The organism is Thioalkalivibrio versutus (assembly GCF_001999325.1).
GTDB lineage: Bacteria > Pseudomonadota > Gammaproteobacteria > Ectothiorhodospirales > Ectothiorhodospiraceae > Thioalkalivibrio > Thioalkalivibrio versutus.
Map to the genome: position 1 here is coordinate 66,284 of NZ_MVAR01000018.1, position 23,564 is coordinate 89,847.

The 23,564-nt window shown below is 66.6% G+C and carries 24 protein-coding genes; 21 read left to right on the top strand and 3 right to left on the bottom strand.

The features are described from left to right. Nucleotides 1-307 precede the first annotated feature (307 nt). From ilvB to arfB, 11 genes are all read left to right on the top strand, one after another. Complete coding sequence (ilvB, locus tag B0684_RS06860) at nucleotides 308-2,026, top strand: biosynthetic-type acetolactate synthase large subunit (RefSeq protein ID WP_018168431.1); 1,719 nt, start codon at nucleotides 308-310, stop codon at nucleotides 2,024-2,026. A gap of 22 nt (nucleotides 2,027-2,048) precedes the next feature. Then, the gene (ilvN, locus tag B0684_RS06865) at nucleotides 2,049-2,543 is read left to right on the top strand and encodes an acetolactate synthase small subunit (RefSeq protein WP_018143980.1); all 495 of its coding nucleotides are present in this window, start codon (nucleotides 2,049-2,051) and stop codon (nucleotides 2,541-2,543) included. Nucleotides 2,544-2,628: 85 nt separating this feature from the next. Continuing rightward, nucleotides 2,629-3,645, top strand: a complete 1,017-nt coding sequence (gene ilvC / locus B0684_RS06870) for a ketol-acid reductoisomerase (protein WP_018176076.1) — start codon at nucleotides 2,629-2,631, stop codon at nucleotides 3,643-3,645. 61 nt (nucleotides 3,646-3,706) lie between these two features. Further along, on the top strand, nucleotides 3,707-4,381 hold the full coding sequence (locus B0684_RS06875; protein ID WP_018168433.1) for a phosphatidylserine decarboxylase: 675 nt from the start codon (nucleotides 3,707-3,709) through the stop codon (nucleotides 4,379-4,381). Then, the gene (gene pssA, locus B0684_RS06880) at nucleotides 4,378-5,208 is read left to right on the top strand and encodes a CDP-diacylglycerol--serine O-phosphatidyltransferase (protein ID WP_018176075.1); all 831 of its coding nucleotides are present in this window, start codon (nucleotides 4,378-4,380) and stop codon (nucleotides 5,206-5,208) included. Before B0684_RS06875 ends, pssA begins: the two co-directional genes overlap by 4 nt. Before the next feature lie 4 nt (nucleotides 5,209-5,212). After that, on the top strand, nucleotides 5,213-5,956 hold the full coding sequence (locus B0684_RS06885; protein ID WP_018168435.1) for a uracil-DNA glycosylase: 744 nt from the start codon (nucleotides 5,213-5,215) through the stop codon (nucleotides 5,954-5,956). A gap of 91 nt (nucleotides 5,957-6,047) precedes the next feature. Then, nucleotides 6,048-6,527 carry a ribosomal protein S18-alanine N-acetyltransferase gene (gene rimI, locus B0684_RS06890; protein ID WP_018168436.1) on the top strand — a complete coding sequence of 160 codons (480 nt, stop codon included), beginning with the start codon at nucleotides 6,048-6,050 and terminating at the stop codon, nucleotides 6,525-6,527. A gap of 174 nt (nucleotides 6,528-6,701) precedes the next feature. Beyond that, nucleotides 6,702-7,508 (top strand): tetratricopeptide repeat protein, encoded by an 807-nt coding sequence (locus tag B0684_RS06895; protein WP_038084332.1) that lies wholly within the window; start codon nucleotides 6,702-6,704, stop codon nucleotides 7,506-7,508. Nucleotides 7,509-7,638: 130 nt separating this feature from the next. Next, nucleotides 7,639-9,231 carry a peptide chain release factor 3 gene (locus tag B0684_RS06900; protein WP_018143973.1) on the top strand — a complete coding sequence of 531 codons (1,593 nt, stop codon included), beginning with the start codon at nucleotides 7,639-7,641 and terminating at the stop codon, nucleotides 9,229-9,231. 192 nt (nucleotides 9,232-9,423) lie between these two features. Next, complete coding sequence (locus B0684_RS06905) at nucleotides 9,424-9,738, top strand: hypothetical protein (protein ID WP_018143972.1); 315 nt, start codon at nucleotides 9,424-9,426, stop codon at nucleotides 9,736-9,738. Nucleotides 9,739-9,745: 7 nt separating this feature from the next. Then, on the top strand, nucleotides 9,746-10,162 hold the full coding sequence (arfB, locus tag B0684_RS06910; RefSeq protein ID WP_018143971.1) for an alternative ribosome rescue aminoacyl-tRNA hydrolase ArfB: 417 nt from the start codon (nucleotides 9,746-9,748) through the stop codon (nucleotides 10,160-10,162). Between the two features lie 239 nt (nucleotides 10,163-10,401). On the opposite strand, the gene B0684_RS06915 is transcribed toward arfB, so the two are convergent. Together B0684_RS06915 and B0684_RS06920 are read right to left on the bottom strand one after the other, a co-directional pair. After that, nucleotides 10,402-12,222 carry an ABCB family ABC transporter ATP-binding protein/permease gene (locus B0684_RS06915; protein WP_018176074.1) on the bottom strand — a complete coding sequence of 607 codons (1,821 nt, stop codon included), beginning with the start codon at nucleotides 12,220-12,222 and terminating at the stop codon, nucleotides 10,402-10,404. Between the two features lie 246 nt (nucleotides 12,223-12,468). Next, nucleotides 12,469-12,930, bottom strand: a complete 462-nt coding sequence (locus B0684_RS06920) for a c-type cytochrome (protein WP_018176073.1) — start codon at nucleotides 12,928-12,930, stop codon at nucleotides 12,469-12,471. Between the two features lie 199 nt (nucleotides 12,931-13,129). On the opposite strand from B0684_RS06920, the gene recQ reads away from it, so the two are divergent. Then, nucleotides 13,130-15,019 (top strand): DNA helicase RecQ, encoded by a 1,890-nt coding sequence (gene recQ / locus B0684_RS06925; protein ID WP_018176072.1) that lies wholly within the window; start codon nucleotides 13,130-13,132, stop codon nucleotides 15,017-15,019. Between the two features lie 43 nt (nucleotides 15,020-15,062). Beyond that, nucleotides 15,063-15,818 (top strand): DUF3581 family protein, encoded by a 756-nt coding sequence (locus B0684_RS06930; protein WP_018168443.1) that lies wholly within the window; start codon nucleotides 15,063-15,065, stop codon nucleotides 15,816-15,818. A gap of 246 nt (nucleotides 15,819-16,064) precedes the next feature. On the opposite strand, the gene asd is transcribed toward B0684_RS06930, so the two are convergent. After that, nucleotides 16,065-16,919, bottom strand: coding sequence for an archaetidylserine decarboxylase (asd, locus tag B0684_RS06935; RefSeq protein ID WP_018176071.1), 855 nt, complete (start codon nucleotides 16,917-16,919; stop codon nucleotides 16,065-16,067). 78 nt (nucleotides 16,920-16,997) lie between these two features. Between asd and prmB the strand changes: the two genes are divergently transcribed. The 8 genes from prmB (at nucleotide 16,998) to pal (ending at nucleotide 23,551) form a co-directional block, all read left to right on the top strand. Further along, nucleotides 16,998-17,894 carry a 50S ribosomal protein L3 N(5)-glutamine methyltransferase gene (gene prmB, locus B0684_RS06940; RefSeq protein WP_018176070.1) on the top strand — a complete coding sequence of 299 codons (897 nt, stop codon included), beginning with the start codon at nucleotides 16,998-17,000 and terminating at the stop codon, nucleotides 17,892-17,894. 87 nt (nucleotides 17,895-17,981) lie between these two features. Further along, nucleotides 17,982-19,025: a Holliday junction branch migration DNA helicase RuvB gene (gene ruvB, locus B0684_RS06945; RefSeq protein ID WP_026313016.1), complete on the top strand. Its 1,044-nt coding sequence runs from the start codon at nucleotides 17,982-17,984 to the stop codon at nucleotides 19,023-19,025. Next, nucleotides 19,022-19,441: a tol-pal system-associated acyl-CoA thioesterase gene (ybgC, locus tag B0684_RS06950; RefSeq protein ID WP_018176069.1), complete on the top strand. Its 420-nt coding sequence runs from the start codon at nucleotides 19,022-19,024 to the stop codon at nucleotides 19,439-19,441. The genes ruvB and ybgC overlap by 4 nt, the downstream gene beginning before the upstream one ends. Nucleotides 19,442-19,473: 32 nt before the next feature. After that, a complete protein-coding gene (gene tolQ / locus B0684_RS06955; RefSeq protein ID WP_018168448.1) occupies nucleotides 19,474-20,148 on the top strand; it encodes a protein TolQ in 675 nt (224 codons plus the stop codon). Between the two features lie 3 nt (nucleotides 20,149-20,151). After that, a complete protein-coding gene (gene tolR, locus B0684_RS06960) occupies nucleotides 20,152-20,604 on the top strand; it encodes a protein TolR (protein ID WP_018143960.1) in 453 nt (150 codons plus the stop codon). 11 nt (nucleotides 20,605-20,615) lie between these two features. Further along, nucleotides 20,616-21,629, top strand: a complete 1,014-nt coding sequence (gene tolA, locus B0684_RS06965; protein WP_018176068.1) for a cell envelope integrity protein TolA — start codon at nucleotides 20,616-20,618, stop codon at nucleotides 21,627-21,629. Nucleotides 21,630-21,663: 34 nt separating this feature from the next. After that, on the top strand, nucleotides 21,664-22,950 hold the full coding sequence (gene tolB, locus B0684_RS06970) for a Tol-Pal system beta propeller repeat protein TolB (RefSeq protein ID WP_018168450.1): 1,287 nt from the start codon (nucleotides 21,664-21,666) through the stop codon (nucleotides 22,948-22,950). 46 nt (nucleotides 22,951-22,996) lie between these two features. Continuing rightward, nucleotides 22,997-23,551, top strand: coding sequence for a peptidoglycan-associated lipoprotein Pal (gene pal, locus B0684_RS06975; protein WP_018168451.1), 555 nt, complete (start codon nucleotides 22,997-22,999; stop codon nucleotides 23,549-23,551). Nucleotides 23,552-23,564: the final 13 nt, after the last annotated feature.

Below are 23,564 nucleotides of genomic sequence, written 5' to 3' on the forward strand. Positions count from 1 at the left end.
ACGTCGGGGCCGCCCAAAAAGATCGCCACGTCGCTGCGCTCCTCGCGATGACGGTGCTCGCAACCCCGTCATTGCGAGGCCCCGCCAGGGGCCGTGGCAATCTCGCGGGACCGGCAGGCCGGCGGGGTCAGCCAGCCCCGTTTGCAGGTGGCTACATCGCTGGCTCCTCGCGACGTCTGCCGCGTGCCCATCCGCTTTATGGCGTGAAATGGGGGCGATTTCATATTAGGATGGTGGGCTATTTTGATTTGTGGTGCGTGATCACCCGACGATCGTGCACAAGCCCCCGGTAAGGAAGTCGACCACCATGTCCGAGTCCGCAAGCTCCGCCACCGCCATCACCGGCGCCGAAATCTTCTGTCGCAGCCTCCAGGCCGAGGGCGTCGAAGTCGTATTCGGGTATCCCGGTGGTGCGGTACTGCACATCTATGATGCGCTGTACCGGCAGGACAAGGTCTCCCACGTGCTGGTGCGCCACGAGCAGGGTGCGGTGCACGCGGCCGAGGGCTATGCCAAGTCCTCCTACAAGCCGGGCGTGGCCCTGGTCACCTCGGGCCCCGGCGCGACCAACGCGATTACCGGGATTGCCGATGCCTACATGGATTCGGTTCCGCTGGTGGTGTTCACCGGCCAGGTGCCGACCAGCATGATCGGCAACGACGCCTTCCAGGAAGTGGATACCGTGGGGATCACGCGTCCCTGCGTGAAGCACAACTTCCTGGTCAAGGACGTGAAGGACTTGGCGACCACGATCAAGAAGGCCTTCTACGTGGCGACCACCGGGCGCCCCGGCCCGGTGGTGGTCGATATCCCGAAGGACGTGACGGCCGATACCTGCGTGTTCGAGTACCCGGAGAGCATCCACATGCGCTCCTACAACCCGACCACGAAGGGGCATACCGGCCAGATCCGCAAGGCGGTGGACCTAATCCTGTCGGCCAAGCAGCCGATGATCTACACCGGCGGCGGCGTGATCCTGGGGCGTGGCTCCGAGGCCCTGACCGAGTTCACCCGCCAGCTTGGCTATCCGATCACCAACACCCTGATGGGGCTGGGTGGCTATCCGGCGTCGGACAAGCAGTTCCTGGGCATGCTGGGCATGCACGGCACCTACGAGGCCAACATGGCCATGCACCACGCGGATGTGCTGATCGCCATTGGCGCGCGCTTCGATGACCGCGTGACCGGCAACATCGAGAAGTTCTGTCCGCATGCGAAGATCGTGCATGTGGACGTCGATCCGTCCTCCATCTCCAAGAACGTGAAGGTGGATGTGCCGATCGTCGGCGAGGTGGAGCCGGTGCTGCGCGAACTGATCAAGGGCCTGAACGAGGCCGGCAGCAAGCCGGACGCCGAGGCCCTGGCCACCTGGTGGAAACAGATCGCGGAATGGCAGGCGCAGGACTGCCTGAAGTACGACCAGACCTCCGGGCTGATCAAGCCGCAGTACGTGGTGCAGAAGTTCTGGGAGCTGACCGAGGGCGATGCCTACGTGACCTCCGATGTCGGCCAGCACCAGATGTGGGCGGCGCAGTTCTATCGCTTCGACAAGCCCAATCGCTGGATCAACTCTGGTGGCCTGGGCACGATGGGCGTGGGTCTGCCGTTTGCGATGGGCGTGCAGTTCGCGCATCCGGAGGCGACGGTGGGCTGCATTACCGGCGAGGCCAGCATCCAGATGTGTATCCAGGAGCTGTCGACCTGCTTCCAGTACCAGCTGCCGCTGAAGATCCTGAACCTGAACAACCGCTACCTGGGCATGGTCCGGCAGTGGCAGGAGTTCTTCTATCAGGGCCGCTACGCCATGTCCTACATGGATGCGCTGCCGGACTTCGTGAAGCTGGCCGAGGCCTATGGCCACGTCGGTATCCAGATCACCCAGCCGGGCGACGTCGAGGGCGCGATCAAGGAGGCCCTGGCGCAGAAGGACCGCCTGGTGTTCATGGACTTCATTACCGACCAGTCCGAGAACGTGTATCCGATGATCCCGGCCGGTGCCGGCCAGAACGAAATGATCCTGGTCTGAGCCGGGTACAGGGAAGAGCCGTATGCGTCATATCATTAGTGTCCTGCTGGAAAACGAATCCGGTGCCCTCTCGCGGGTGGCCGGGCTGTTCTCCGCACGGGGTTACAACATCGAATCACTGACTGTCGCGCCGACCGACGACCCGTCGCTGTCGCGCATGACCATCGTCACCAGCGGTTCCGACGAGATCGTCGAGCAGATCACCAAGCAGCTGAACAAGCTGATCGACGTGATCAAGCTGCTGGACATGACCGCCTATCCGCACATCGAGCGCGAGATGGCGCTGGTCAAGGTGCGTGTGCCGGAGGCCGCCGAGCGCGAGGAGGTCAAGCGCCTGGCGGATATCTTCCGCGGCCGGATCATCGACGTGGCCCATGACAGCTACGTGATCGAGATCACCGGCGAGGGCTCCAAGCTGGACGCCTTCCTCGTGGCCCTCGACGCGTTTACTGTCCTGGAGGTCGTGCGCTCCGGCGTGATGGGCATCGCCCGGGGCGACGTCGCCCTGCAAATCTGAATCCCCGGGCCCGGCCCCCGTTGCGGGGGCGGGGCCCGTTTGTTTGCCATGGGCCCCGCTGGGGGCTGATATCAAGGAAATTGCGATGAATCTTTACTACGACAAAGACGCCGATCTCTCCATCATCAAGGGCATGAAGGTGGCCATCATCGGCTACGGTTCGCAGGGCCACGCCCATGCGAACAACCTGAAGGACTCCGGCGTGGACGTGACCGTCGGCCTGCGCGAAGGCTCCAGCTCGCGCGCCAAGGCCGAAGAGGCCGGCCTGACGGTGGCCGATGTCGATGTCGCGACCGCCGGCGCCGACCTAATCATGGTGCTGGCCCCGGACGAGTACCAGGCCGCGCTGTACCGCGATGTGCTGGAGCCGAACCTGAAGCAGGGCGCGACCCTGGCCTTCGCCCACGGCTTCGCGATCCACTACAACCAGATCGAGCCGCGCAAGGACCTGGACGTGATCATGATCGCGCCCAAGGCCCCGGGCCACACCGTGCGTTCCGAGTTCGTGCGTGGCGGCGGCATCCCCGATCTGATCGCCATCCAGCAGGACGCCTCCGGCAAGGCGCGCGATATCGCGATGTCCTACGCCTCGGCGATCGGCGGCGGGCGTACTGGCATCATCGAGACCAGCTTCAAGGACGAGACCGAAACCGACCTGTTCGGCGAGCAGGCCGTGCTGTGTGGGGGTGCCGTGGAACTGGTCAAGGCGGGCTTCGAGACCCTGACCGAGGCGGGGTATGCACCGGAGATGGCCTACTTCGAGTGCCTGCACGAGCTCAAGCTGATCGTCGACCTGATGTACGAGGGCGGCATCGCCAACATGAACTACTCGATCTCCAACAATGCCGAATATGGCGAGTACGTGACCGGCCCGAAGGTGATCAACGAAGAGTCGCGCTGGGCCATGCGCGAGGCCCTGCGCAACATCCAGAACGGCGAGTACGCCAAGCAGTTCATCCTGGAAGGCGCGATGAACTACCCGTCGATGACCGCCAACCGACGCCTGAACGCCGCCCACGAGATCGAGCAGGTCGGCGAGCGTCTGCGGTCCATGATGCCGTGGATCACGGCCAACCAGCTGGTCGACAAGTCCCGCAACTGATGCGAGGCCCTGCGATGGACATTCCGGTCTGTCGCAGGGCGTCCTCTCTCTCGAGCACCCGATGCTGTTTCCGCTAGCTCCCGAAGGCCGTCTGTTCGTCATCATCGCCGCGTGGATGACGGTGATTACGCTGCTGGTCGGGGAGGCGGAGCTGGGCCTGTTCATGGTGATCCTCACCGTGGCCCTGATGGGGCTGTTCCGGAACGTGCGGCGCAAGGCCCCGGCACCGGCCCTGGGCGTGATCGCCCCGGCCGATGGCACCATCGAGTCGATTACCGAGACCCGGGATCCGTTTACGAAAAAGCCGGCGGTCTGCATCCGCCTGCGTCAGCGCCGCCTGGGCGAATACAACGTGCACGCCCCGCAGGAGGCCGAAATTCGCGAACGGGTCTGGCCCGGCAAGGAGACCGACGAGGCGCCGGATGCCCAGTTGGAGGGGCGTCTGGCCTATGCGCTGGAGACCGACGAGGGCACCCGGCTGACCCTGGCACTCAGCGTCGATCACTGGCCCCGCATGGTGCGCATGCAGAACAACGTCCCTGGCAACCGCCTGGGACGCGGCAAGCGCATGGGCTTCGCCGGCTTTGGTGGTACCTTCGAGGTCTGGCTGCCGGTCGGCGCGCAGGTGATGGTCGAGCCGGGGCAGCGGGTCCTGGCGGGTTCGGCCTTGCTCGGCGGGTTACCCGAATCCGAGGCGACCGGGGACGACGAGAGCGCGGCGGAGGTGCTGCAATGAGTGCAGGGGACGAAGGCGACCGACGGACGGATCCCGAGCCGGACTACATCGAGGGCGAGGATACCGTCGCTGACGACCAGCCGCCCCATCGCCGGCGCCGGCGCGGGGTGTATCTGCTGCCCAACCTGTTCACCACCGGGGTGCTGTTCTCCGGGTTCTTCGCCATCGTCTCCGCGATCAACGGCGAATACATCACCGCCGCCATCGCGATTTTCGTGGCCATGGTGCTGGACACCCTGGATGGCCGCGTCGCGCGCATGACCGATACCCAGAGCGAGTTCGGCGCGCAGTACGACTCGCTGTCGGATCTGGTGTCCTTCGGTGTGGCCCCGGCGCTGGTGGTCTACCTCTGGCAACTGCACGACCTCGGCAACTTCGGCTGGGTGGCGGCGTTCTTCTTTGCCACCGCCGCGGCGCTACGGCTGGCGCGCTTCAACAGCCGGCTCGCGGTCAGCGACAAGCGTTTTTTCCAGGGGCTGCCAAGCCCCGCCAGCGCCGCGATCCTGGTGGGCATGGTCTGGGTGCTGGAGGACTGGGGCATCCCGGCGGAGCTGGCCGACCCCTATCTGGTGGGCATCCTGGTGGTCACCGTGCTCGCCGGGGCGGCAATGGTCAGCAACCTGACCTACTTCAGCTTCAAGGACATGGACTTCAAGCACCGGGTGCCTTTCCTGGCGATTGTCGGGGTGGTGCTGGCGCTGATGCTGCTGGCCCTGGATCCGCCCAAGGTCCTGCTGGCGGCCTTCGTCATCTATGCCCTGTCCGGACCGTTGCTGACCCTGGAGCGCTGGCGCCGGCATCGTCGCCGGGCGCCGTCGGGGGAGTAGCCGCGTGTTGCTGTCGGTGCGCCAGCGCCGCATCCTCGCGGACATGGGCATTCCGGTGTGGCGCTCGCGCATCGCGCTGGAGGACAAGACCGAGGCCGCGGCGCTTCCGGCGGAATCCGCCCTTGTGGCGGGCGAGCACGCCGAGGTCGTGGATGCCGGGGCGCCGGGCGCCGCGGTCGATACCCTGGACTGGGAGGCCCTGGAGGCGCGGGTGCGTGGCTGCCATGCCTGCGTCGAGCTGGCCCGCGAACGCACGCAGACCGTGTTCGGGGTGGGCGACCCGCGCGCGCGCTGGCTGTTCGTCGGCGAGGCCCCGGGTGCGGAAGAGGACCGCCGTGGCGAGCCCTTCGTGGGTCGTGCGGGGCAGCTGCTGGACAACATGCTGCTGGCGCTGGGCCTGGACCGGAGCCGCGATGTCTTCATCGCTAATCTGCTGAAGTGCCGCCCGCCCGGAAACCGTGACCCGAAACCCCAGGAGTCCGCGGCCTGCCGCGGGTTTCTCGATCGCCAGATCGAACTGATCCAGCCGGAGGTCATTGTGGCGCTGGGGCGTGTAGCGGCCCACGCCTTGCTGGCGACGGACGAGCCTCTCGGTCGGCTGCGTGGCACGGAGCAGCGCTACCAGGGCGTTCCTCTGATCGTGACCTACCATCCGGCCTACCTGCTGCGAAAGCCGGGTGACAAGGCCCGTGCCTGGCAGGACCTGCAGCGCGCCCGGACCTGTCTGTCAGAACCGCTCACTGATTGAGGGATTGGGAACCTTGGCCGAGTCGCCGGGTTCCGAACCAACGACACCTCGCCCCGTCCTTTCCTTCACTGCTGCTGGAGAAGCCTGCGTCATGAGTGCCGAACCCCGCGTCCAGCCCGAGTTGCGCCGCATGCAGGTGGCCGATGTGGAAGGCGTGATGCGCGTGGAGCGCGAGGCCTATGTGTACCCCTGGACCGCCCGCATCTTCGAGGACTGCCTGCGGGTGGGTTACGACTGCTGGGTGCTGGCGGTGGATGGTCGCCAGGTGGGGCATAGTGTGCTGACGGTGGCCGCCGGCGAGGCCCACCTGCTCAACCTTACGGTGGACCCGCGCTGGCAGGGCAACGGGCTTGGCCGTTTCATGGTCCGTCGCCTGTTTGACTATGTGTGCAGTCAGGACGCAGAGGCGTTGTTCCTCGAGGTGCGCCCATCCAATGTGGCGGCGGTGCAGCTCTACCGCTCCGAGGGTTTTGAGCATATCGGCACCCGTCCGCGCTATTACCCGCTCCCCAGCGGCCGCGAGGATGCCTGGGTGCTGACGCGTCGCTGCGCCGCGCCCGCCGGGTCTTGACTCGTCGGTTCAGCGCCGGAGTGTGAAGTCAGTCACAGCGTCGGGTGCAAAATCCGTAACCCGGTCGGGTTTTGCCGCCTTGGGTTCTCGTCCCGGGACCTCCGCGTTGTGACGGTCACCCCCCGGGTCTATGATCGAACTCGGTATTGGCCCCGACTCCGGATGAGGTAACCCATGTCCCGATCCCTACGTGCATTGTTTGTTTCGCTCCCCCTGGCGCTGCCGCTCCTGGCTACCGGAGGGCTTGCCCATGCCCAGCAGGCCTTCGGCTACGACGAGGCCGAGCGCCAGCAGGAGCTGCTGGAAGTCTGGTACGAGATCCGTGAAAGCAACGCACAGAAGGGCAATACGGCGGCGATGTTCGACGTGGGCATGGCGAACTACGCCGGGCGCGGCACGGCGGTGGACTACGATCAGGCCCTGCGCTGGTTTGCTCGCGCTGCGGATGCCGACCACGCCAGTGCGCATTACTATCTGGGTTACCTCTTCGCGACCGGCAAGGGCACCTCGGCCGACGCCGAACGCAGTCACGAACATTACTCACGCGCGGCGGAACTGGGTCATGCCGATGCCCAGTACTGGCTGGGCAGCCATCTGGCCAATGGCGAGCAGGATCCGGCCGCCGCACTCGAGTGGCTGGGCAAGGCGGCAGATCAGGGACTGCCTGCCGCGCAGTATTATGTGGGGCTGATGCACGAGAATGGTCAGGGCACCACGCGTGATCCGGCCGCCGCCGCGCGCTGGTATACCGCTGCAGCGGAGCAGGGCTACCGGCATGCCCAGATCGGGCTGGGTCGCCTGCACCAGAACGGTCGCGGGGTCGAACGTGATCTGGTGCAGGCGCATGTCTGGTACAGCATGGCGGACGACCGGGAACGCCTGGCCTCGCTGGAGACCCGCATGAACAACCGTGACCTGGTGACTGCCCAGGGGCGCCTCAAGGAACAGAACGCCGCGCTTCAGGCGGCCTCGGCGCGCTGATCGGGCAGCGCCGGAACCCATGCAAACGGCCCCGTTTTTCGGGGCCGTTTGCATGTTGGGCCCCCGGAAAGATGAACCGGACCCGCGCTTTCGCGTTAAACTTACGGGCTGATTCAAGCGGCCCGTATTCATGTCCTTTATCGAGGAAACCCGCCGACGCCGGACCTTCGCGATCATTTCGCACCCGGACGCCGGTAAGACCACCATGACCGAAAAGCTCCTGCTGTACGGCGGCGCGATCCAGCTCGCCGGTACGGTCAAGGGGCGCAAGTCAGCGCGCCATGCCACCTCCGACTGGATGGAGATGGAGAAATCGCGTGGCATTTCGGTCACTTCTTCCGTCATGCAGTACCCGTACAAGGGCCGCATGGTGAACCTGCTGGACACCCCGGGACACGCGGACTTCTCCGAGGACACCTATCGCACGCTGACCGCAGTGGACTCCGCGCTGATGGTGATCGACGCCGCCAAGGGTGTCGAGGAACGGACCATCAAGCTGATGGAGGTCTGCCGGCTGCGCGATACGCCGATCATGACCTTTGTGAACAAGATGGACCGCGAGGGCCGCGATCCGATCGAGTTGCTGGACGAGGTCGAGGAAGTGCTGAAGATCCAGTGCGCCCCGATCACCTGGCCGATCGGCTCGGGAAAGCGCTTCCGTGGCGTCTATCACCTCCGCCGCGACGCGGTGCATCTTTACGACCCCGAAGAGGGTGGCAAGAAGTCCACCGGCGAGATCATCGAGGGCCTGGACAACCCGCGCCTGGACGAGGTGCTGGGGCCGCAGGCCGGGGAGCTGCGCGAGGAACTGGAGCTGGTGCAGGGCGCCTCGCACGCATTTGACCCGGAGGCCTACCTGAGCGGTGCGCAGACCCCGGTGTTTTTCGGCTCGGCGATCAACAACTTCGGGATCGAGGAGCTGCTGGACGACTTCGTCGAGTACGCTCCCGGCCCGCTGCCGCGCCCGACCCACTCGCGCAAGGTAGAGCCGACCGAGGAGAAGTTCACCGGCTTCGTGTTCAAGATCCAGGCGAACATGGACCCGAACCACCGCGACCGCATCGCGTTCATGCGCATCTGCTCGGGCACCTTCGACAAGGGCGCCAAGCTGCGCCACGTGCGCATCGGGCGCGACGTGAAGATCCCGGACGCGCTGACCTTCCTGGCCTCCGACCGCGAGCATGTGGAGACCGCCTATCCCGGCGACATCATCGGCATCCACAACCACGGCACCATCCGCATCGGGGATACCTTCACCCAGGGCGAGGACCTCACCTTCACTGGCGTGCCGAACTTCGCCCCGGAGCTGTTCCGCCGCGCGCAGTTGAAGGACCCGCTGAAGATGAAGCAGCTCGCCAAGGGGCTGCAGGAGCTGTGCGAGGAGGGCGCAACCCAGCTCTATCGCCCGTTGACCAACAACGACCTGATCCTGGGGGCGGTCGGCGTGCTGCAGTTCGAGGTGGTCGCCGAACGCCTGCGCACCGAGTACAAGGTGGAGGCACAGTTCGAGAACGTGAACGTCCAAACGGCGCGCTGGGTCGAAAGCGATGATCCGAAGAAATTCGACGAGTTCAAGGAGAAGGCGGCGACCAACCTGGCCATCGACCACGGCGGCGATCTGGTCTATATCGCCCCGACCCGGGTGAACCTGCAGATGGCGCAGGAGAAGTGGCCGGAGATCCGCTTCCAGTCGACCCGCGAGCACGGCCAACCGACGGAGTAACCTCTGCGCTCCTGACTACTCCTAACTACTCCCTCGGCGCGCGGGACATTGGCCCGTCATTGCGCGGAGCGAAGCGACGAAGCAATCTCCCGTGGGCTATCGGATCTAGCTGGGGTGCGAGCTTCTGGAGGGTGCCGCGGCGCCTTCGGCGCCTCGCAATGACGTTGCATCTGGCCTGCGCAGGAGGTTTGCATGGCGTTGAATTTCCGATGGACCCCGGCCCTGGTGGTTGTAGTGCTGGCGCTGGGCGTTGGTGCCTGTTCGGTGCACAAGACCGAGACCCGGGGTGATGGGCCCGAGCCGCGTCCGGGCACGGTCGAGCAGATGAACCCGTTCCTGCATTTTCTCGAGAGCCGCCCGACACCCGCGGAATTCGGGCGCGTCTACCCCGACGTGATGCTGGTGCTGCCCGGCGACATCGTGACCCAGGAATACCGCACCGATCACAGCCGGTTCTTCGCCGATCTGGACGACGAAAATCGTATCCGTGGCGGCGAGTTTCGCTGATCCCGCGATGCTGCAAATCTCCAACAGCGTGAGCGTCCCCGAGCACGAGATCGAGCTGATTCCGATCCGTGCCCAGGGGGCTGGCGGCCAGAACGTCAACAAGGTCGCCTCGGCCATTCACCTGCGCTTCGATATCCGCGCCTCCGGCCTGCCCGATGTCTACAAGGAACGCCTGCTGCGCCGCCGCGATCAGCGCATCAGCAAGGAGGGCGTGATCGTCATCAAGGCGCAGCAGTACCGTACCCAGGAGGCCAATCGCGAGGACGCGCTCGAACGCCTGGCGGAGCTGCTGCGCGAGGCCGGCCGCCCGATCAAGGCGCGCAAGGCCACGCGGCCGACCCGCGCCTCCAAGCTGCGCCGCCTGGAGGGCAAGACCCAGCGCGGCCGCAAGAAGGCCCTGCGCGGCCGCGTCGACCCGGACTGATTCACTTTTCGGTTTACCACGAAGCGCACGAAGAAATGACGGAATTCAAGGGCGTATTCAGCACGGAGGACACGGAGAAATTCGAAAGGCTCTGATGTGAACGATCCGTCAAGGGTGCGGGGTGCCGCCAAGCGCACGAAGCAGCGGCGGTTAACCGGCAGTAACCCAGGCTGCAATCAATACCCGTATCTCACTCCCACTTCCCTGTTTTCTCTGCCCCCTCCGTGGTGAACAAGGGTTTAGTCCCCGGCGTTCGGGCTTGCGTTGGCGGTGGTGGGTTCGTGTTCCTGCTGGTGTTGCCACAGGCGGGCGTAGGCGCCGTTCCTGGCGAGGAGTTCGCGATGGGTGCCACGTTCGACCACGCGGCCCTGGTCCAGCACCACGATCTGCTCGGCGTCCTTCACGGTGGACAGGCGGTGGGCAATGACCAGCGTGGTGCGCCGCGCCGAGACCTCGTTCAGGGCCTGCAGGATGGCCTTTTCTGAGCCCGAATCCAGTGACGAGGTGGCCTCGTCGAACACTAGGATCGGCGGGTCCTTCAGCAGCATGCGGGCGATGGCGATGCGCTGTTTCTCGCCGCCGGAGACCTTGAGCCCGCGTTCGCCGACCACCGTGTCCAGGCCGTCCGGCAGGCGCTCGATGAAGTCGTCCAGGTGCGCCAGGTGGACCGCGCGCAAGATCGCCTCTTCGGACGCTTCCGGGTCCCCGTAGGCGATGTTGTAGCGAATGCTGGAGTTGAACAGCACGGTGTCCTGCGGGACCACACCGATCGCGCGGCGCAGGCTCTGCTGGGTCACCTCGCGGATGTCCTGTCCGTCGATGGTGATGCGCCCGTCGGTCACGTCAAAGAAGCGGAACAGCAGCCGGGCGAGCGTCGACTTGCCGGCCCCGCTGGGCCCGACCACCGCGAGCTTGTGCCCGGCGGGGATCTCGAGCGAGACGTCCGCGAGGATCGGGCGCTCCGGCTGGTAGTGGAAGGCGACCTGTTCGAAGCGCACCTGCCCGCTGGTGACCTCGAGATCCGGTGCGTCCGGGCGGTCCTCGACCTGCACGGGCTTCTCCAGCAGCCCGAACAGGCGCTCGATGTTCGCCAGCGACTGGCGGATCTCGCGATAGACGAAGCCGAGGAAGTTCAACGGCATGAACAGCTGGATCATGTAGGCGTTGACCATGACCAGGTCGCCCAGCGACATCTGCCCCGAGGCCACGCGGCTGGCGGCCAGCAGCATCATCACGGTGATCGCGCCGGCGATGATCAGGGCCTGCCCCGAGTTCAGCAGCACCAGCGACAGCACGTTCTTGGTGCGCGCCTGTTCCCAGGTGGCCAGGCCCTCGTCGTAGCGCCGGGCCTCGAAGCCCTCGTTGCCGAAGTACTTGACCGTCTCGTAGTTCAGCAGGCTGTCGATCGCGCGGGTGTTGGACTCGTTGTCGCGTTGATTCGCCTCGCGCACGAAGCGGGTGCGCCACTCGGTAATCCACACCGACCAGGCAATGTAGGCCGCCACCGCGATGATCACCGTCAGGGTGAATACCGGGCCCACCGCGATCAGCAGGATGACCGCGACCATCGCGATCTCGATGATCGTCGGCAGGATATTGAACACCATGAAGCGCAGCAGGAAGCTGATACCGCTGGTGCCGCGCTCGATGTCCCGGGCCAGGCCGCCGGTCTCGCGCGCCAGATGAAAGCTCAGCTCCAGCCGATGCAGATGTTCGAACACGCGCAGGGCCGCGCGCCGCATGGCGCGCTCGGCCACCCGCACGAAGACCGCGTCGCGCAACTCCCCGAACAGGGTGCCGCCAAAGCGCAACAGGCCATAGGCCACCACCAGTGCCACCGGTACTGCCACCAGCGCGTCGGTGCCGGAATCCTCGAAGTGATCGACGATGTATTTCAGTGCCAGCGGGACCAGCACGGTCGCCAGCTTGGCCAGGCCCATCAGCCCGAGGGCGAGGAACAGCCGCCCGCGGAACTCCGCGAGATAGGGGAACAGGGAGCGAACGATGCGCCAGTTAATCGCCTCGTCGGGCGCATCGTGCACGCTGGAATGACCGCGCATGGGGGAATCCGGGGCTGGGTAGGTCGCCTACCTTAGAGGCTTGCCGCTGGCTTCGCACGTGGGCGCGCGTTCGGTAGCGGCTTCCGGCCCCGGCGGGATCTGCTACGTCGCCGGAACTATCAGCGATGGATACGGTAACCCGCCCCGGTCCTGCTCGAGGTCGTGGTGGCGCAGCCTGGCGTCCAGGCAGGCGCACACCGTCTGGCGGACCGCATCCGAGCGAGGGGATGCATGTGCCGGCTCCGCTCAGTCGATGCCGACGGCGCGCTGTTCCTGGCGGATCCAGGCGATGATGTGGGCGGTCTCCTCGCCGGTGACGCCCGCCACCGGCGGCATGTCGCCGAACTCCCAGTGATGCTGGTGCACGCCCAGGGCCACCGCGCGATGGAAGGTGATGTCCGGGTGGTGCGAGGGCTCGTAGATGCGGTGGATCAGCGGCGGCCCCTGGTCGGTGCCGCGGGCATCCTCGCCGTGGCACTCCATGCAGTTGGACCGGAACAGCGAGCGCCCGGCTTCGGGGTCAGCGGCGAAACCCTCCGGCGGCAGGCTGTAGTCGAGCTGGGCCGTGGAGCCCGAGGCCGCGTTCGACTCGCTGGCGGGTGCCTGCGCGGCCGCGTCCCCGGTGTCCGAATCCGGGGCCTCGGAGCAGGCGGCGAGCGTCAGGAGCGCGAGACAGACAACGGGCAGGAGGCGGGTGGATGTCGGCATTGGGATTCCGGAAAAGGAGGGCTGGATCGGCAGTTTAGCGTGGCGAGTGTTATCGCGGAAAGGCGCAAAAGCCCGAATCAGCGTCTTCTTGCAGGTGTCGGTTGCGGGCGGCGCAGGGTGATTCCGACGCCTGTCGCTTGCAGCGGTGCCGGGCATTCGGCAGTCTTGCCCGCCTGTCATATTGTTTGGAGTGTATCCATTGGAACCCTCGGGTCTTGCAGCTGGAGAAGCGCAGGGAAGCGCTCCGGCGGCGGCGCTACTGGAGATCCTGCGCGAGACCTTCGGCTATACGGAATTTCGCGGCCAGCAGCAGGCGATCGTCGAACACGTGACCGGTGGTGGCGACGCGGTGGTGCTGATGCCCACCGGCGGCGGCAAGTCGCTCTGCTACCAGATCCCGGCGCTGGCACGGCCCGGCTGCGGCATCGTGATCTCGCCCCTGATCGCGTTGATGCAGGACCAGGTCGCCGCCCTGCGCCAGAACGGCGTGGCCGCGGCCAGTCTCGACTCCGGCCAGAAGGCGGACGAGGCGCGTTCCGTGCTGGCGGCCCTGCACGCCGGCGAACTGGACCTCCTGTACATGTCGCCAGAGCGGCTGTTTGCCTCGGGCATGCTGGAACGCCTGGAAGGCATCGACCTTGCCCTGTTCGCGATTGACGAGGCGCACTGCGTCTCGCAGTGGGGGCATGACTTCCGCCCCGAATACAGTCAACTGGCGGTGCTGGCCGAGCGTTTTCCACAGGTGCCGCGCCTGGCCCTGACCGCGACCGCCGACGGCCCGACCCGCCAGGAGATCCGCGAACGGCTGTGCCTCGATCAGGCGCGCGCCTTCGTCAGTTCCTTCGACCGCCCCAATATCCGCTACCGCATCGCCCAGGCAGACGGCGGCCGGGGCGGCTCGGCACGTGATCGGCTGCTGCGCTTCATCCGCGAGGAACACGCCGGGGAGGCGGGGATCGTGTATTGCCTGTCACGCAAGAAGGTGGACGCCGTGGCCGAATGGCTGGCGGAGCAGGGTGTCACCGCCCTGCCGTATCACGCCGGCCTGCCGGCCGCGACCCGCGCGGCGAACCAGACCCGCTTCCTGCGCGAGGAGGGGGTGGTGATGGTCGCCACCATCGCCTTCGGCATGGGCATCGACAAGCCGAATGTGCGCTTTGTCGCCCACCTGAACCTGCCGAAGAGTCTGGAGGGCTACTATCAGGAGACCGGCCGCGCCGGCCGCGATGGCCTGCCGGCCAATGCCTGGATGGTCTTTGGGTTGCAGGATGTCGTGACCTTGCGCCAGATGCTGGAGGGGTCGCAGGCCGGGGCCGAGCGTCAGCGCGTCGAACAGCAAAAGCTGGAGGCCATGCTGGGCTTCTGCGAGATCACCAGCTGCCGCCGCCAGGCCCTGCTGGGATATTTCGACGAGCACATGCCGGAACCCTGCGGGGCCTGCGACAACTGTCTGGAGCCGCCGGCGACCTGGGATGCCAGCGTGCCGGTGCAAAAGCTCCTGTCCTGCATCTATCGAACCGGCGAGCGCTTCGGCGCCGGGCATGTGATCGACGTGCTGCGCGGCTCGGCCAGTGAGCGCCTGACCCGTCTGGGGCACGATCGTCTGAGCACCTTCGGCATTGGCAAGGAACTCGACAAGGCGCAGTGGCGCGGCGTGGTCCGGCAGTTGCTGGCGCGTGGGCTGCTGCGCCTGGATGACGAGGGCTACGGCGGACTGAAGCTGGATCCGGCCTGCCGCCCGGTTCTGCGCGGCGAGGAGGGGATTCACCTGCGCGAGGAGGCGGCCCGTCCGGAGAAGGGGGCACGTAGCGCCAGCCCGGCACGGCGTGATACGGCCCGTACAGTCGCGGCGATGGACACCGAGGATCGCTCCCTGTGGGAGGCGCTGAGGGGCCTGCGTACCGAGCTGGCGCGGGATCAGGGGGTGCCGCCCTACGTGATCTTCAGCGATGCCACATTGCTGGAGATGGTGGCGGCCGCGCCGCGCACCCATGACGAGATGGCCGGGATCTCCGGGGTCGGGCAGCACAAGCTGGAACGCTACGGCGATGCCTTTATCAAGGCCATCGAGGGGCATTTCGGGCTATAGTGGTGCGAAAAACCACACCAAATGATGCGTTCGGGGAGACCGCGTGACCGATACCCGCTTCCTTGAGGATTTCTACCGCCTTCGCGACGGTCAGCTGGTCGTAACCCCGGAGCAGGGCAGCGACTTCGCCAAGACCCTCGCGGGCGACTTCAATCCGATCCACGATGCCGACAACCGGCGCTTCTGTGTCCCGGGGGATCTACTGTTTGCCCTGGTGCTGGACACCTACGGCGCGAGCGCGGACATGCTCTTCCGTTTCACCGGCATGGTGGGAGGCAATGTGCCCCTGATCTTTCCGGAAAACCCGGGCGCGGCCTTTGCCATTACCGACGAGAGTGGCAAGAGCGTAATCGAGGTCGAGCGTTCGGGGGCGGTGATCGACGAGCCCAGTGCGATCGGATCCCTGATCCGCAGCTATGTCGGCTTTTCCGGGCAGAATTTCCCGCACGTGCTGGTGCCGCTGATGGAGGAGCACGGCGTGATGGTGAACCCCAAGCGCCCACTGGTGATGTATGAGCGCATGGGTTTTCATCTGCCCGAGCCGCTGGCAGCCAGCGCCGGGGTGCCGGAGCCCCGTCTGAAGGATGCGGTGATGACGGTCAATGGCAAGCGCGGAGAGATTCGCCTGGACTACGAACTGGTCATCGACCAGTCGGTGGTTGCCGACGGCAGCAAGCACCTCGTGCTGAGCGGGCTGCGCGCGTTCGATGCCGCCGATGTCGAGCGGCTCGTCGCCGACTACGAAAGCTGGAAGGCCGCCTACTTCAATCAGCAGGGCGGGGCCCACGCCCAGGCCTGAGGTGCCTTGTTCACCACCACGCGCACGAAGACATGAAGAAGGGCCAGGTCCAAAGCGAAAAGCCTTTCCAGGTCGGCGGGAAGGCGGGGCGTTTTTGCTCCGGGGGCATTGAGGAGAACTGCGGACGACAGCGTCGCGCCAGGCACTGGGGCTGGGTGTGAGCGTTCAAGAACTCTTCTGATTTCCCGTCTTCCTGTGAATCGCCCTTGAACTTCTTCCTGTCTGCGTGTGCTTCGTACTGAAAACTCAGTAGAACTGGCCGAGCGCCGCGCGGACCTGGACTTCGGTCTCGGGCGTCAGGTGTTCCGCGAGTTTTAGTGGGTGATCGGGCAGTAGCAGCACGACCGATGAGCCCAAGTTGAAGCGACCCATCTCCGCGCCGCGCTCCAGGGTGACGGCACGGTCCGGATACTCGCTGACGCTGATCTCGCGACCATGGGGCGGGGTAACCTCGCCAGCCCATACGGTCTCGATGGAACCGACGTTCTGGGCGCCGATCAAGGCCATGGCCATCGGCCCCACCGGGGTGTCGAAAAAGGCGATCACCCGTTCGTTGCGCGCGTACAGCCGCGGCACGTGACGCACGATGCGCGGGGCGACCGAGAACAGCCGTCCGGGCACATGGATCATGTGGGTCAGGGTGCCGGTCAGCGGCATGTGCAGTCGGTGGTAGTGACGCGGTGACAGATACAGGGTCACGAAGTGCCCGTGACGGAAGGCCTCCGCGAGCTCGTCCTCCCCGCCCAGCAGTTCCCGGACCGTGTAGTGATGTCCCTTGGCCTGGAAGATCTGCCCGCCCTCGATGCGCCCGGCGGCGCTGACCCGGGAATCGGCCGGGCTGACCAGGGTATTTGCGTCCCCCTCCAGTGGCCGTGCGTCCTCGCGCAGGGCGCGGGTGAACAGCGCGTTGAAGCTGGGGTAGGTGGTCAGGTCCGGTTCCGCGGCCTCGTCCATGTTCAGGCCGAAGCGGCGCACGAAGGCGCGCAGCAGCGGTTGCAGCTGCGGCGACTCGATGCGCGCCAGACGATGCACCACGCGCGACAGGGCGTGCTGTGGCAGCAGGTGCGACAGGCGCGCCAGCCAGGGGTCGATCTTGCTCATGCGGGATCTCGTTCGGGCGTACACAGTGACATCGAGGCGGTATGATGACCGCCCCCGCACGCAACGGAAAGACCGGGCATGGATTCAACCACCGGATTGCGCACCTTGCGCGACTTCATTCGCTTCGGCGCCAGCCAGTTTCGCGGCGCCGGGCTGACCTTCGGCCATGGCACCGACAACGCCTTTGACGAGGCGGCCTGGCTGGTGCTGCACACCCTCCACCTGCCGCTGGATCTACCCGAGTCGTGGTGGGATTCGCGCCTGAGCGAGGCCGAGCGCACGCGGGTCGTGGCGGTGTTGCGCGAGCGCATCGCCACCCGCAAGCCGGCGGCGTACCTGACCCGCGAGGCCTGGTTTGCCGGGTTGCCGTTCTATGTCGACGAGCGCGTGCTGGTGCCGCGCTCGCCCCTGGCGGAGTTGATCGCCGCGGGCTTCGAGCCGTGGCTGGATCCCGATGGGGTGACTCGGGCCCTGGATCTTTGCACCGGGGGTGGCTGCATCGGTATCGCGATGGCGCTGGCCCTGCCGCAGGCGCAGGTGGACCTGGCGGATGTCTCGCCGGATGCGCTGGCGGTGGCTCGGATCAACATCGAGCGCCACCAGATGAGCGAACAAGTCCGCGCATTGCAGTCCGACGTGTTCGATGGGCTGCAAGCCGGTGACCGCTATGACCTGATCGTGTCCAATCCGCCGTACGTGGATGCCGAGGACATGGCGGCCTTGCCGGAGGAGTACCGCCACGAGCCGGCATTGGGACTGGCTGCCGGGGGCGACGGGCTGGATATCGTGCGCCGCATCCTGGACGGGGCCCGCGAGCACCTGACCGAGGACGGCGCGCTGATCGTGGAGGTCGGCAACAGCCAGGCCGCGGTGGAGGCGGCCTTCCCGGACCTGCCAATGATCTGGCTGGAGTTCGAGGCCGGCGGGCATGGCGTGTTCCTGGTCTACGCCCGCGACTTGCCCGCCAGCGCCTGACCACGCCGACCCGCGCCCGGACCCCGGTCCGAAAACCCGGCAGCAGGCCCTGTAAACGGCGCCGGTGGCGATGCATACTGCGAGGCTATGGAATCACGTCTGGTGGATATGCAGAGTCGGTCCGAGGAAGAGCGGGCGGAGGTCAGCCTGCGCCCGAAACGGCTCGCGGACTACACCGGTCAGCCGCGCGTGGTCGAGCAGCTGGGGCTGTTCATCGAGGCCGCCCGCGGGCGTGACGAGGCCCTGGACCATACGCTGGTCGCCGGCCCGCCCGGGCTGGGCAAGACGACCCTCGCGCATATCATTGCCAACGAACTGGGGGTGGGCCTGCGTCAGACCTCCGGCCCGGTGCTGGAGCGCGCCGGCGACCTGGCGGCGATCCTCACCGCGCTGGAGCCGCGCGATGTCCTGTTCGTCGACGAGATCCACCGCCTGCCGACGGTGGTGGAAGAGATCCTGTATCCCGCCCTGGAGGATGGCCAGCTGGATATCGTGATCGGCGAGGGTCCGGCCGCGCGTTCAATCAAGGTGGACCTGCCGCCGTTCACGCTGGTGGGGGCCACCACCCGCGCCGGGCTGCTCTCGGCCCCGTTACGTGACCGGTTCGGTATCGTCCAGCGCCTCGATCATTACACTGTCCCCGATCTCGCGCATATCGTGAATCGCGCCGCCGGCTTGCTGGGCGTGGGGATCGAGGCCGAGGGCGCGACCGAGATCGCGCGCCGCGGGCGCGGCACGCCGCGTCTGGCCAATCGTCTGTTGCGGCGGGTGCGCGATTTCGCCCAGGTGCGGGCCGATGGCGTGGTGACGCTCGATGTGGCCGCGCAGGCGCTGGACCTGCTGGCGATCGATGCCTCGGGGCTGGATGCCCAGGATCGCCGTCTGCTGGAGGTGCTGGTGGAGAAGTTTGATGGCGGCCCGGTCGGGGTCGAGAGTCTGGCCACCGCGATGAACGAGGACCGCGGCACGCTGGAGGATGTGGTCGAGCCGTTCCTGATCCAGCAGGGCTATCTGCAGCGCACCCCGCGCGGGCGCCAGGCGACTCGCCGCACGCTGGCCATGTTTGGTCTGGCGCGCACGGAGGAGGGTGACCTGCTGACGCCGATGGCCGAGGGCGCGCGCCAGCCATGACGACGGATTTCGCATGGCCGGTGCGGGTGTATTACGAGGACACCGATGCCGGTGGCGTGGTCTACCACGCGAATTATCTGAAATTCATGGAGCGCGCGCGGACCGAATGGCTGCGTGCGCTGGGCTTCGAGCAGGACCGGCTGCGCGCCGAGTACGGAATTGTGTTCGCCGTGCGGCGTCTGTCTGTGGAGATGCAGCGCCCCGCCCATTTCAACGAGGCCCTGACGGTGACCTGCCGGGTGCAGCGTCTGCGCCGCGCCAGCATCGAATTCGCGCAGGCGGTGCAGCGTGACGCGGCGGTGCTGGTGACCGGCGAGGTCGGCATTGCCTGTGTGGACGTGGCCCGGCAGGCGCCGGTGGCAATCCCCGATGAAGTGACGCACGCGCTGCGTGCGGCGGATGGAACAAAGGCATAACGGGAGATGGACAAGTGACAGTCGACTTTTCAATGTACCAGCTGATCATGGACGCGAGTCTGATCGTGCAGCTGGTCATGGTGATCCTGGTGGTCGCCTCGGTGCTCTCCTGGCTGGTGATTATCATCAAGGCGCGTTCCCTCAACGCGGCCCACCGCGCCAGCGATGAATTCGAGGAGCGCTTCTGGTCCGGCGCCGATCTGTCGCATCTGTACGAGGGGGTGCGGCGCAAGTCGGAGATGTCCGGCATGGAGCATGTCTTCTCCTCGGGCTTCAAGGAATTCCTGCGGGCCCGCCAGCACGGCATGGCGCCCGGCGAGCCCGCGCACCGCGCGATGCGTGTGGCCATCGCGCGCGAGACCGACGAGATGGAGCGCTACCTGCAGTTCCTCGCCACGGTCGGTTCGACCAGCCCGTACATCGGCCTGTTCGGGACGGTGTGGGGCATCATGCATGCCTTCCTGGGGCTGTCCGGGGTGCAGCAGGCCACACTGGCGATGGTGGCCCCCGGGATTGCCGAGGCCCTGATCGCGACCGCGCTTGGCCTGTTCGCCGCCATCCCGGCGGTGATCGCCTACAATCGCTTCGCCGGGGATGTTGACCGCGTGGCCTCGCGCCTGGAGAACTTCGGCGACGAGTTCGTAGCCCTGCTGAATCGCCAGGGGGCGGGCAAGCCTGCCGAGGGTGCCGCCGGGGCGCCGGCCTAAGCCATGGCCGAGTCGCGTCGCAACAGTCGCCGCCTGCGGCGGCCCATGTCGCAGATCAACGTCGTGCCGTTCATCGACGTGATGCTCGTTCTGCTGATCATCTTCATGATCACCGCGCCCATGCTGCAGCAGGGCGTGGAGGTCGACCTCCCGGAGGCCGATGCCGAGGCCATGGAAGAGGACCCGCAGGCGGCCGAGCCGCTGGTGGTCACGGTGGATGCCGGCGGCGCCATGAGCCTGAACCAGGGGCCCTATGTGAACGAGCCGCTGGCGCCGCAGGAGATGACCGAGATCGTGCGCGAGTTCCTCGCCGAGAATCCGGGTACCCAGACCTTCGTGCGCGGTGACCGCAATGTCGATTACGGCCGCGTGATCGATGCCATGGTTGCCCTGCAGCGTGCCGGAGGCGGCCGGGTCGGGCTGATCACCGAGCCGCCGCGCGACAACCAGGACTGAGCCGCCCCGCCGTGTTCGAGCTCCTGCGCCGTCATCCCTTGAGCCTGGTCCTCGTCCTGCTTCTGCATGGCGTGTTGTTCGCGGCGTTGTTGCTGAATGTCAGCCTCGTCTCGCCGACCTCCACCCGTGCCGCTGTCGAGATCGCGGTGCAGGAGGATATCGAGGTGATCGACGCGGTCGCGGTGGATGCCGAGACCTTCGATCGTATCGAACACCAGCGCGAAGTCGCCGAGCAGGAGCAGGTCGCCGAACAGCTGCGCGCCGAAGAGGAACGCCGCCGCGCCGAGGAACAGGCCCGGCGCGAGGAAGAGCGCCGCCAGGCCGAGGAGCAACGCCGCCGCGAGGAACAGGAGCGCGCGCGCCAGCAGGCCCTGGAGGATGCCGAACAGGCCCGCCGCGAGGCCGAGGAGGAGCGGCGCCAGGCGCGCGAGGAGGCCGAGGCCGAACGCGAGCGTATCCGCCAGGAGCGCGAGGCTGCGGAACAGGCCCGGCGTGAGGCCGAGGAGGCGCGCGAGCGTGAGGCGGCGGAACGGCGGGAGCGCGAGGAAGCGGAGCGTCAGGCGCAGGAAGAGGCGGAGCGCCGCGAGCGCGAGGCGGCCGAACGCCGCGAACGGGAAGAGGCCGAGCGTCGCGCCGAGCAGGAGCGCGAACTGGAAGAGCAGCGCCGCCGCGAGGCGATGGAGCGCGAGCAGGAGCGCATGGCCGAGGCGCAGGCCCGGCGCGAGGCCGCGGAACGCCAGGCACAGGCGGATCGCGAGCTGAACGAATGGCGCGCGCAGGTGCAGTCAGTGGTGCAGCGACGCTGGCGCCAGCCATCGGGGCTGGATGCCTCGGATCGTGCCATCGTTCTCGTGCGCGTCAACGAGACCGGGCGTATCATCAATTTCGACATCGAGAGCTGCTCCGGCGGGCCCGCCTTCTGCGACTCGGTCCGTCAGACCATGGATCGCCTGTCGTCGCTGCCGCGCCCACCGGATGCGGATGCCGTGCGCGGCGGGGTGCTCATCCGCTTCGAGCCCGACTGACCGGGCCGGCGCAAGCCGGTCCACGAGGAAACACATGCAACGAATGATTCATACGATGCTGCTGGGGTTGGCGCTGCTTTGGTCGGCGCAGGCCCAGGCGGTACTGGAAGTGACGGTAACCGAGGGGGTGACGGGTGCGATCCCGGTGGCCGTGGCTCCGTTCACCTGGGATGGCGACGGGCGTCCGGGCGAGGATGTGGACCAGATCCTGGCCGCGAACCTGACCCGGAGCGGGCTGTTTGACGTCGAACGCGACGGTTTGCCCCAAGCACCCTCGGGCCCAGCCGACTTCCTTGCTCAGCCCTGGGCCGAGGCGGGTCTGGAGTATCTGGTGGTCGGCTCGATGCGCCCCGACGGCGACAACGTGATGGTCGAGTTCCACGTGTTCGACGTGCTGGCCGAGGAACGCCTGGGCGGCTGGCGTATCCCGGTGCCGGCGGACATGCTGCGCCGCGGCGCGCATCGCGTGTCGGATATCGTCTACGAGCAGATCACCGGAGACCCGGGTGCCTTCAGTGCGCGTATCGCGTTTGTCAGCGTCGAGCGCCGCAACGACTCGCGCGAGTTTCGCCTGGAGGTCGCGGACTCCGACGGCGCCAATCCGCGTACCCTGTTCCGGTCTGAGGATCCGATCATGTCGCCGGACTGGTCGCCGGACGGTCGTGAGCTGGTCTACGTCTCCTTTGAGAATCGCCGCTCCGAGGTGTTCCGTCAGAATGTGGAGACCGGCGAGCGCAACCGGATCGCGAGTTTTACCGGCATTAACAGCGCCCCGGCCTGGTCCCCGGACGGCCGCCAGCTGGCGCTGAGCCTTTCGCGCGACGGCTCGCCGAATATCTACGTGATGGATCTGGCCTCAGGCGATCTGCGTCAACTGACGCGCTCCAGCGCGATCGAGACCGAGCCGGTCTGGTCGCCCGACGGCGACACCATCTACTTCACCTCGGATCGTGCGGGCGCGCCGCAAATCTATGCCCAGCCGGCCAGCGGTGGCAATGCGCGCCGTCTCACCTTCGAGAGCGGCTACGCGGCGGCGGCCACGATTTCCCCGGATGGCCGCTCATTGGTGTACGTCCATGGGGGCGATGGCGGATTTCAGCTGGCGCGTCTCGATCTGGATGATCGCCGTGTGACGCGCCTCACGGACGGGCGCGATGCAGAGTCGCCAAGCTTTGCACCCAATGGCAGCATGATCCTGTATGCCATGACGGATGGGGGGCGAGGCGTGCTCGGCTCGGTCAGTCGCGACGGCCAGGTGCACCAGCGGTTGGCCGCCCGCGAAGGCGAGGTGCGCGAACCTGCCTGGTCGCCCCTGAACTGATGTCCCCGGACCTATTTACTGTCCCTTTTTCGAGGAAACGAAAGCCATGAATAACCTGTTTCGCCTGGCCCTTGCGGCTGTCGTCATTGCGGCCCTGTCGGCCTGTGCCACACCAACGCGCGATGCCGAGGATGCCGAACGAGCCGCCGAGCGCGAGGCGGCCGCCGAACAGGCGCGTGCCGAACGCGAGGCCGCCGAGGCCCGCGGCCTGGGTCGAGATCGCGATTTCGACGCGGCGGCCCTGGACGACCCGGAAAGCCCGCTGGCCGAACGCCTGGTGTATTTCGAGTTCGACCGCGACGAGGTCAAGTCCGAATACATGCCGATGCTGGAGGCGCATGCCGCCTATCTCTCGCAGAATTCGGGTGCGCGCCTGCGTCTGGAAGGGCATACCGACGAGCGCGGTACGCGCGAGTACAACCTGGCTCTGGGCGAACGCCGGGCGCAGTCGGTGCGCCGGGTGCTGAATCTGAACGGCGCCTCGGATGACCAGCTCGAGGTCATCAGTTATGGTGAAGAGATGCCGGTGGCCTTCCAGCAGAACGAGGAGGCCTGGGCCAAGAATCGCCGGGTCGAGCTGGTCTACGAATCCCGGCGCTAAGCGACGGGAAGCC

Bases quoted from the DNA above. Each gene is read 5' to 3' on its own strand.
- tolQ (WP_018168448.1), top strand. From the start codon at position 19,474: ATGTACCAGCTGATCATGGACGCGAGTCTGATCGTGCAGCTGGTCATG.
- B0684_RS06875 (WP_018168433.1), top strand. From the start codon at position 3,707: ATGCTGTTTCCGCTAGCTCCCGAAGGCCGTCTGTTCGTCATCATCGCC.
- ilvN (WP_018143980.1), top strand. From the start codon at position 2,049: ATGCGTCATATCATTAGTGTCCTGCTGGAAAACGAATCCGGTGCCCTC.
- tolR (WP_018143960.1), top strand. From the start codon at position 20,152: ATGGCCGAGTCGCGTCGCAACAGTCGCCGCCTGCGGCGGCCCATGTCG.
- B0684_RS06905 (WP_018143972.1), top strand. From the start codon at position 9,424: ATGGCGTTGAATTTCCGATGGACCCCGGCCCTGGTGGTTGTAGTGCTG.
- B0684_RS06920 (WP_018176073.1), bottom strand. From the start codon at position 12,930: ATGCCGACATCCACCCGCCTCCTGCCCGTTGTCTGTCTCGCGCTCCTG.
- B0684_RS06915 (WP_018176074.1), bottom strand. From the start codon at position 12,222: ATGCGCGGTCATTCCAGCGTGCACGATGCGCCCGACGAGGCGATTAAC.
- prmB (WP_018176070.1), top strand. From the start codon at position 16,998: ATGGATTCAACCACCGGATTGCGCACCTTGCGCGACTTCATTCGCTTC.
- rimI (WP_018168436.1), top strand. From the start codon at position 6,048: ATGAGTGCCGAACCCCGCGTCCAGCCCGAGTTGCGCCGCATGCAGGTG.
- ilvC (WP_018176076.1), top strand. From the start codon at position 2,629: ATGAATCTTTACTACGACAAAGACGCCGATCTCTCCATCATCAAGGGC.
- B0684_RS06895 (WP_038084332.1), top strand. From the start codon at position 6,702: ATGTCCCGATCCCTACGTGCATTGTTTGTTTCGCTCCCCCTGGCGCTG.
- ilvB (WP_018168431.1), top strand. From the start codon at position 308: ATGTCCGAGTCCGCAAGCTCCGCCACCGCCATCACCGGCGCCGAAATC.
- ybgC (WP_018176069.1), top strand. From the start codon at position 19,022: ATGACGACGGATTTCGCATGGCCGGTGCGGGTGTATTACGAGGACACC.
- tolB (WP_018168450.1), top strand. From the start codon at position 21,664: ATGCAACGAATGATTCATACGATGCTGCTGGGGTTGGCGCTGCTTTGG.
- pal (WP_018168451.1), top strand. From the start codon at position 22,997: ATGAATAACCTGTTTCGCCTGGCCCTTGCGGCTGTCGTCATTGCGGCC.
- arfB (WP_018143971.1), top strand. From the start codon at position 9,746: ATGCTGCAAATCTCCAACAGCGTGAGCGTCCCCGAGCACGAGATCGAG.
- ruvB (WP_026313016.1), top strand. From the start codon at position 17,982: ATGGAATCACGTCTGGTGGATATGCAGAGTCGGTCCGAGGAAGAGCGG.
- B0684_RS06900 (WP_018143973.1), top strand. From the start codon at position 7,639: ATGTCCTTTATCGAGGAAACCCGCCGACGCCGGACCTTCGCGATCATT.
- pssA (WP_018176075.1), top strand. From the start codon at position 4,378: ATGAGTGCAGGGGACGAAGGCGACCGACGGACGGATCCCGAGCCGGAC.
- asd (WP_018176071.1), bottom strand. From the start codon at position 16,919: ATGAGCAAGATCGACCCCTGGCTGGCGCGCCTGTCGCACCTGCTGCCA.